This is a genomic window from Bacillus sp. FSL R5-0585 (assembly GCF_038004545.1).
Classification (GTDB): Bacteria; Bacillota; Bacilli; order Bacillales; family Bacillaceae_G; genus Bacillus_A; species Bacillus_A cereus.
The window spans coordinates 145,713-154,226 of sequence record NZ_JBBORJ010000003.1 but is presented as its reverse complement, the minus strand read 5'-3'; the positions used below and the strand labels follow the sequence as shown (position 1 = coordinate 154,226).

The window sequence follows — 8,514 nt, the reverse complement described above, 5'->3', positions numbered from 1 at the left end:
GCAGGTTCTTTTTTTATTTAATCAAAAAGGTATTAACATACATCAAAAGCGAACCTATCCATATTCAAAATGAAAAAGAAGAACGTTAATCCTCACTACAAGGCGTTCTTCTTTTTTCTTTTATTCGTCGTCTTCAAAATCGCGTAAGCTATCCAGCAATTCTGTAAATGTTGAGCAAACAGGATAAATAGCTTTTTCTATCTCCTCTTCCTCGTGATCCCAAAATACGATTGTTGGTGATGCAGGATTGTTTCGATAATCAAAACACAAGAAATTCCCAAATGGGTCATTTGCAAAGGGGTATACTTTATCAACTAATCTATCTTTTATACCTTCATAGTTTTGGACAATCGAATATTTATCTTCTATATGAAGAGTTAAGAGGTCACTGAATACATTTTCATCTTGTCCTGGTACATCAAATACTTTTGGGTTAGGGTATCCCCCGTCATATTTCTTCACGCACGCAACAAAATCGTTGGGTAATTTAATATTAAAATATTGTTCTATCTTTTGGATTTCTTCGTCTGTAACTGGTGTTTTACTCATAAAGGACCATGTAATATTGTTCATTTTTGCCACTCCTTATTTATCGCTATCTTTTCCCCAAATTCTATATCCACCTGTATGACCAGTATCGTGATGTATCTAATAATCTACAAGTTGCATTCTACCAGTATCTTGATGGTGATGCCATGTGTAATGCTTTGGTGTTTCACCTTGTTTAAACATTTGGATTTCTTCTTTCGTAAATTTTGAAGCTAAATCAGGGTCTTTTATTATTTGTTCGTATAATGCTTTACTACATTTTCTAAAATGTGTTGGTCTAGATTTTTTGAAGTCTGCCTCTTTGAGGATTACCTCACCCTTAGATTTAAAAATAGGGAACCCATCTGCATCATACGGAATACCTGTAACAGGATGTTTGTCTCCTGCCAACTCACCTTTTCTTAATCTTATTGTCTTAGGGCCATTTGGACCTTCATAAGTATATGGAGCTGCTTTTTGCAAATACTGTTGGATACTTCCAACTCCTGTATATGAGAAAGGAGTTCCAGGTATGAATTCATAGTTATTTAATATATGCAATGCATTTCTGTATGCAGAGGAGTTTGTTAGAAGCGATCTTCCTTTTGTAAGACTTGTAACAGATGCTACTTTTCCTACTTGTCCAACCTTATCCAGACCTTTGCTACCAATAAAACCAGTGAGTAGTGAGGTGACTGCATAAGCTGCATAATGTTCTCTACTTTCTATATCCCCATTCCAAAATTCATTCATGAATGAATCTGATAAGGCATTCCATGCAGCAGGAAGTGTTTCTTCATAGTTTACAATCGCATCCCGCATATTCAACCAGGTCTCTTTATCTCCCAAAGCAACAAATCCGTCCCATGCGTCTACAACGCCATCTACTACACCAGTGGAAATACCAGTCCAGGCATCGTTCAAATCCTTTTTATTTCTATCCCCAAAGGATTGTTCTGATTGTGGTGGGATTTTGCCGCACATTGCACCTTCTTCAATTGAATTGTCAGCCTGACGCTTCCTATCTTCTGTAATTGCTTGGATAGAAGTCACCCATTCCATATTCAACCCTTGTGTACTAAATGTACCACTTGCAGGACTAAAACCTTTTCCACTTTGGACTTCTGCAAGACCTGTTGCAATACTAGCAGCTAATTGAATTGCTGTACTGTAGTTATTGCTAGATGTTTGGTTGAACTGATACAAATGATCTAACTTTTCTTGAAGTTTGCGCCTCATGGCAATAAAAAGATTTGCCATAGCATCCATACCTGGGATTGGCATAGCTTGACTGATAGCTTCCATACTTGCCTTCATTCGGTCAATTTCTCGAATTTGTTCTAATATTTCTTGTTCGATTACATCTGTCGAAGCGACCTGTGATTGAAATTGACTTGGAAAGGCATCGTTCTGACGAATTAATTCTTCACATAAGTAAATGATTCCTTGTGCCAAAGGACGAAAAGTTTCTGCAAAGAATGCTTTTGCGCTATCGTAAGTTTGCCCTTGTAGAACAGTATCACTGGTAAAAGCATCAATTGACTGAATAGCTTGTTCCATACCTTGAATAGTAGCGGTACAGAAAGCATTCATATTTTGTGTTTGAGCCTGTACTTCCCCTAAATACATATTTAAACTCAAAAATTTCCCTCCTTTAATAAGCAAATTATACCAATTTAAGGAGATAACTGTAAATATTACATTGCAATGAGTTTATTAGAGGTATTAATATACCTCAAAGCGAACCTATCCATATTCAAAATGAAGGTGATTCGATATGTATTAAAGGTTATGAATATAAAGTGAATCGTAGAGAATTTGGTTATTTAAAAGCACTATTTGGGCGTAAGGAATTAAATAAGTAAAGGTTATGAAAGTATTCGATACGGAGTGATTTTTATTAAGTAAAGATTATAATATAGAGGACTATCTTTTTAATTGAATAGCGAAGGAGAGATAATGATTTGGATAAACTTATCAAAGAAATTATGAGCAGTTTGGATAATAAAAATTATTTATCTGCGTTAGCTTTAACACTTACACTACCTGATATTTGTGGGAAGATTGCATATCCTGAAATTAAGGGTGTAGGGAAAAGATATGCTCAATGGTATAACGAGTACATACATAAATTCGAAAATCCTGATGGAATGGAAAATGTCGATAGGTTTGATGGTGATGCAGTTTATAAGTTGCGTTGTAATTTTCTCCATGATGGATCAAGTGATATTAGAGAGTATATGAGAGGGAAATATAATCAGACGGAATCTAAGGATTTTGTTTTCGAGTTAACAGATACTATAACTTCCTACAGCAAGTCTTGGGAAAACAATGAAGATGATTGTAATATAAGAATTGAAATAGGAGTAATCGACTTTTGTCGTAAAATGTGTTTAGTTGCCGGGAATTTTTATAATAAAAATTCGGAACAAGATATTTTTAACAATATTATTATTTCTGATGATTTATATAAGGTTTTGCGGCTTAATGATTCAAATTAAACTTAAGAATACAATTGATTGGTAGTTATAAAAACTCACGTTTAAATAGGGTGGTTGTTTATTATGGAATAAAAAAGGAGGACCATAACTTTCATTTTTATACTAAGCTACAGTTCTTATGGTATTAATACATCTTAAAGCGGACTTATCCATTTTCCAAACGGAGAGGGGAGTTGCTTTTACGAAACAAAAAGAACATACTGTGCTAGATAATGTATCAATAAAAGTGAACGAGTATGAAAAATATTTGTTCACTTTTATTTTATCCTTTATAAATGTAATTCATAATTTCCGTCAGTACTATCAGGCTTTCTAAACATTTCCTCGAATGGACCAACCATTTTTGAGAAACCATTTTTTAATGCAAAGTGGTATCCTTCTTCAGTTATAACTTCTTGTAATACTAATCGTTCGAATCCCTTTTCTTTAGCGAATGTTTTAAACCATTCCAGAACAATACTTCCTTTACCTTGATTACTTGGGGTAATGTTTATAGCAGTAATCGCCAAGTATGGATCGGGGAAAAATTCGCTTCTAAGGTTAATGGTGACTTTAGATTTTTTAGAAGAAATATCTAAAGAATACTTAGAAAAACCTTCTATGAACATTATTTCATCTTGTACTAATTCGTCTAATAACATTTTTAATTCTTGAAAGTCTTGTACATGAAGAGGTATCTTGGTGAATGTTTCTTTCAAAATAAGTAGCTCCTTTTATCATCTGTTTTTGCACTTATCCATTTCTATACACACGCCAGCCATTATATTTTTTGTCCCAAACTAGCTCCACTTAGCCCCAAGTGCATACTTTTTAATGCTTTATTTTGCATTATTAATGATAAATAAAAAAAGCCCAGGCTCCTTGATAAACAAGGTTCCTAAGGCTTTTAATACGACTCTTTTCAGAGTACCGAGATTAACGAGAGTAGAACTCTACGATTAATGCTTCGTTGATTTCAGCTGGTAACTCAGAACGCTCAGCGTGACGAGTGTAAGTAGCTTCTAATTTGTCAGCATCGAAAGTTAAGTATTCTGGTACGAAGTTGTTAACTTCGATCGCTTCTTTAACAACAACAAGGCTGTTAGATTTTTCGCGAACGCTGATAGTTTGACCAGGTTTTACACGGTAAGATGGGATATCTACGCGAGCGCCATCAACCATGATGTGACCGTGGTTTACTAATTGGCGAGCTGCACGACGAGTGCGAGCTAAGCCCATACGGTAAACTAAGTTGTCAAGACGAGCTTCAAGAAGGATCATGAAGTTTTCGCCGTGCTTACCAGGCATTTTACCTGCTTGGTCAAATGTGCGACGGAATTGACGCTCAGTCATGCCGTACATGTGACGAAGTTTTTGTTTCTCTTGTAATTGTAAACCGTATTCTGAAAGTTTCTTACGTTGGTTAGGACCGTGAGGACCTGGTGCGTAAGGGCGTTTTTCTAATTCTTTTCCTGTGCCGCTTAGAGAGATTCCAAGACGACGAGACAGTTTCCAAGCTGGACCTGTATAACGAGCCATAGTTGACTCCTCCTTTAAAAATGTTTTTATTTACGTAAAATAAAAACAGACGTAATCGATATTTACGGGCATTTTGTTTTCATGTACCTTCGCTCCAGCAGCAGGGAGTTACGAGATACACCTCCGTAGAGGAACAAAATACAAACGATAAACTCACATTACAAGGCTGCCTTTTTATTTTACACAAACGCTATTATATCTTTTACCCAGAGTTTCGTCAAGCGAGTACATTTTTGTTTTATGCATATAAATTTTGGAAATTAATATAAGAAGGAATTTAAAACAATATAGAAGAAGAGATAGAAACACAAATAAAACGCTTACATAAAATGAAGTAAAACGTTCATCAAATTTTTATGGATGAATATGCGGCAATAAAAACATAAGGGGGATGTTTTTATGAAAAAGAAGCATATGGAGACAGCGTTAATTCATCACGGTTATACACCTGAGGAACATAAAGGAAGTTTAACACCACCTTTATTTCAAACTTCTACATTTACATTTGAGACTGCGCAGCAAGGAGAGGCGAGTTTTGCGGGAGTGGATCCATCTTATATTTACTCACGGCTTGGAAATCCAACTGTGAAATTATTTGAAGAACGTATGGCGGTGTTAGAAGGAGGAGAAGAGGCACTTGCCTTCGGGTCTGGTATGGCAGCTATTTCAGCGACTTTAATCGGTTTTTTAAAGGCTGGAGATCATATTATTTGTTCAAATGGATTATACGGATGCACGTACGGTTTTTTAGAAGTGTTAGAAGAAAAATTTATGATTACGCATTCGTTTTGTGATATGGAGACAGAGGTTGATATTGAAAATAAAATTCGCCCAAATACAAAGCTTATTTTCGTTGAAACACCAATTAATCCGACAATGAAATTAATTGATTTAAAACAAGTGATTCGGGTTGCGAAGCGAAAAGGCTTACTTGTTATTGTTGATAATACATTTTGTTCACCTTATTTACAAAGACCGCTTGAGCTTGGCTGTGACGCTGTTGTGCATAGTGCGACAAAATATATTGGTGGTCACGGTGACGTTGTAGCGGGCGTAACAATTTGTAAAACGAAAGCATTAGCTGAAAAGATTCGCCCGATGCGAAAGGATATCGGCGGTATTATGGCACCGTTTGATGCGTGGTTATTATTACGCGGGTTAAAGACGTTAGCAGTAAGAATGGATCGTCATTGTGATAATGCAGAAAAAATTGTATCGTTCCTAAGAAAACATGATGCGGTAGAAGGTGTTTGGTATCCAGAAGGGGAGTTAGCATCTCGTCAAATGAAACGCGGGGGCGGTGTTATTTCTTTTTCAGTAAAAGGCGGAAAAGAAGAGACGCAAGCGTTTATTAATGATCTTCACTTTATTACAATTGCGGTGAGTTTAGGAGATACAGAAACGTTAATTCAGCATCCAGCAACGATGACGCACGCTGCGATTCCAGCTGAACTAAGAAAAGAAATGGGCATTTTCAATAATTTAATACGCTTATCAGTCGGTTTAGAATCGTGGGAGGATATCGTTTCTGATTTAGAGCAGGCATTAAAGAAAATATCTACTGTAAATCAATGAAAAAAGAGTGAGCTATCGGTTTTGTACAGGGCGTACTAAATCGATAACTCGCTCTTTTCTTTTTACATATGTTTTAGGAGTGTTTCCACAAACTTTTCTAAATAGCGCTGATCTACTTCATCGAAACGATTCTTTTCAGGACTATCAATGTCAAGTACACCAATGACAGCTCCTTCTTTCACAATCGGTACAACGATTTCTGAATTAGAAGCACTATCGCAAGCGATGTGACCTGGGAATTGGTGAACGTCTGCTACAAGCTGTGTTGTTTTCGTTTCAGCTGCTACGCCGCAAACGCCTCGTCCAAATGGAATGCGCACGCAAGCAGGCATTCCTTGGAACGGTCCAAGAACAAGCTGAGTTCCTTCTGTTACGTAAAAGCCAACCCAATTAACGCGATCTAAAAATTGGTTTAATAATGCGGACGCATTTGATAAGTTTGCGACTACGTTTGATTCGCCAGTTAATAACGCATCCAGTTGTTTAATTACTGTCTCATATTGCTGCACGCGAGATCCTGCATAACTTTCTTTAGTAAACATGGAAACAGCTCCTTTTTTATCGAGATGTGTAAAATATTAGCAAAATACGATGTATTTCACATGACTTTGTCGATAGAAAATTAAAGGAATTTGTCTTAAAAGTCAAGAAATTTAAACTATAGCTGTTCATTGAAGGGAAGTGAGCGCATGAAGCAGACGAAACAAAAAGTAATTGATGCGGCAATATCGTTGTTTAATACGAAAGGTTATGATGGAACGTCGGTGCGAGACATTGCAAAGCGAGCGGATGTGAATGTAGCGAATATTTCATATTATTTTGCTGGGAAGCAAGGTTTATTAGAACAGCTTATTACTGATTTTTTAGAAGGATATATTCATGTGATTGAAATGTCGTTTGAACAGAGAGAGTATTTGTCGACTAAAGATGTAATGGTGCAAATGGTGCGCGGGATTTTACGATATCAATTTGAAAATAGAGAACTAACACGTTTCTTCTACCGAGAGCTTTCGCTTGATACGACATTAATTCGTGAAGTGATGACCGTTTATTTTTCTAAAGAAAGATATTATATAGAACAAATGATTAGACAAGGACAAATGAAACAAGAATTTCAGAAAGTATCATTTACAATGTTTATGACGCAATTAAAAGGTATGATAAGTATGCCGTTTTTATATCCACAATATATATCAAAAGTACTCCATTCTTTCCCGTCTGAGACATTTTTCATAGAAATGTATACGAAAGAGATTGAGCAATGGATGGAACAAGCATTATGTAAAGCGAATATGTACCATGAATGGCCAAGAGCTGTTCATATGTGAAGAATCCCCACCTAACGAACTGAGGTGGGGATTTTTATGTTTACTTTTCTTTGCCATAAATTGTTACATAATAGCGCGATAATTGTTAATGCAGCTCCAGCGATTTCAATTTTATCCACTGTATAACCTCGAAAGATAGAACCGATTAGTGCAAGGATAGGAACTAAATTCATAAATAATATGCCGTTAATAGATGAAATATAGCGATTTCCCATATTCCAGCAAAATACAGCGATAACGCCTGCGATAATCGACATATAAAAGAGCTCAAAACGAACGCTCACAACTGTACGCAGTGACGGTATAGTAACTATATTTGTGTACGTTAAGAAAGTAACAATAACGATGAGTGAAATGGAGCCAAATAAACAAGTTAATGTCGTGTACCTAAGTGGTGACCAAGATTGAAAACGAGCACCCCCGTTTGTATAAATGACCCAGCAAGTAACGCCGCATAGCATCAATATATTTGTTGATAAGTGGCTTGCAGCTCCAAATAATAAGTGAATATTTCCTTTTGAAATGACAAGCATAACACCAAGTAATGCAACAAACATACAAAGGAATGTATAGTTTTGTGGGCGGCGATTTTTCGTTATCCATTGCAGTGATAAGGCAATCAGTGGCATAAGGGATTGAATCATAGCTGCATGGATTGCTCCGGAAGGTCCGGCAAGTTGTTGTCCGTAGAAAACGAGAAAACCATACCCCGCGAAACCGACTGTCCCGTAAAAGAATAGAGAAAGTGTTCTTTTTTCTAAGCGGAGTGAAGTCTTTCCTTCAGTAATTAATAGCAAAATAAGAAAAATAATAGCTGCTGATCCATAGCGAAGCGTTGTGAAGAAGAATGGATCGATAAATTGCAGAGCATTTGCCATTACAGGAAACATAAATCCCCAGGCAGTGACGGCGAGTAAGCATAGAAAGGATCCGAGTAGCATTTGTTTTTTGTTCAAGAGTATCTTTCCCCTTTACATTTCGTTATAGTAAGTTGATGAAATAAGTATAAAGAGTAATTGTTTATAGGAGGAAATATCGATTTCTTATAACGGTTATAACTTTTT

At 36.3% G+C, this 8,514-nt stretch carries 9 protein-coding genes; 3 read left to right on the top strand and 6 right to left on the bottom strand.

What is annotated here, in order from left to right:
- Nucleotides 1-120: 120 nt before the first annotated feature.
- Together MKY38_RS28680 and MKY38_RS28675 are read right to left on the bottom strand one after the other, a co-directional pair.
- Complete coding sequence (locus MKY38_RS28680) at nt 121-573, bottom strand: SMI1/KNR4 family protein (protein WP_114555654.1); 453 nt, start codon at nt 571-573, stop codon at nt 121-123.
- Between the two features lie 75 nt (nt 574-648).
- Complete coding sequence (locus tag MKY38_RS28675) at nt 649-2,169, bottom strand: HNH endonuclease (protein WP_341050945.1); 1,521 nt, start codon at nt 2,167-2,169, stop codon at nt 649-651.
- Between the two features lie 323 nt (nt 2,170-2,492).
- Here MKY38_RS28675 and MKY38_RS28670 point away from each other — a divergent pair, with 323 nt between their 5' ends.
- The gene (locus MKY38_RS28670) at nt 2,493-3,029 is read left to right on the top strand and encodes a hypothetical protein (protein ID WP_076867562.1); all 537 of its coding nucleotides are present in this window, start codon (nt 2,493-2,495) and stop codon (nt 3,027-3,029) included.
- Between the two features lie 269 nt (nt 3,030-3,298).
- On the opposite strand, the gene MKY38_RS28665 is transcribed toward MKY38_RS28670, so the two are convergent.
- On the bottom strand, nt 3,299-3,727 hold the full coding sequence (locus MKY38_RS28665; RefSeq protein WP_114555655.1) for an N-acetyltransferase: 429 nt from the start codon (nt 3,725-3,727) through the stop codon (nt 3,299-3,301).
- A 217-nt stretch (nt 3,728-3,944) separates the two neighbouring features.
- The gene (rpsD, locus tag MKY38_RS28660; RefSeq protein WP_000135317.1) at nt 3,945-4,547 is read right to left on the bottom strand and encodes a 30S ribosomal protein S4; all 603 of its coding nucleotides are present in this window, start codon (nt 4,545-4,547) and stop codon (nt 3,945-3,947) included.
- Between the two features lie 399 nt (nt 4,548-4,946).
- Here rpsD and megL point away from each other — a divergent pair, with 399 nt between their 5' ends.
- A complete protein-coding gene (gene megL, locus MKY38_RS28655) occupies nt 4,947-6,122 on the top strand; it encodes a methionine gamma-lyase (protein WP_065222725.1) in 1,176 nt (391 codons plus the stop codon).
- 62 nt (nt 6,123-6,184) lie between these two features.
- Here megL and MKY38_RS28650 read toward each other — a convergent pair whose 3' ends face one another.
- Nucleotides 6,185-6,664: a GAF domain-containing protein gene (locus MKY38_RS28650; RefSeq protein WP_000494342.1), complete on the bottom strand. Its 480-nt coding sequence runs from the start codon at nt 6,662-6,664 to the stop codon at nt 6,185-6,187.
- Nucleotides 6,665-6,811: 147 nt separating this feature from the next.
- Here MKY38_RS28650 and refZ point away from each other — a divergent pair, with 147 nt between their 5' ends.
- Nucleotides 6,812-7,450 carry a forespore capture DNA-binding protein RefZ gene (gene refZ / locus MKY38_RS28645; protein ID WP_341050941.1) on the top strand — a complete coding sequence of 213 codons (639 nt, stop codon included), beginning with the start codon at nt 6,812-6,814 and terminating at the stop codon, nt 7,448-7,450.
- Between the two features lie 11 nt (nt 7,451-7,461).
- On the opposite strand, the gene MKY38_RS28640 is transcribed toward refZ, so the two are convergent.
- Nucleotides 7,462-8,406, bottom strand: coding sequence for a DMT family transporter (locus tag MKY38_RS28640; RefSeq protein WP_030028557.1), 945 nt, complete (start codon nt 8,404-8,406; stop codon nt 7,462-7,464).
- Nucleotides 8,407-8,514 lie beyond the last annotated feature (108 nt).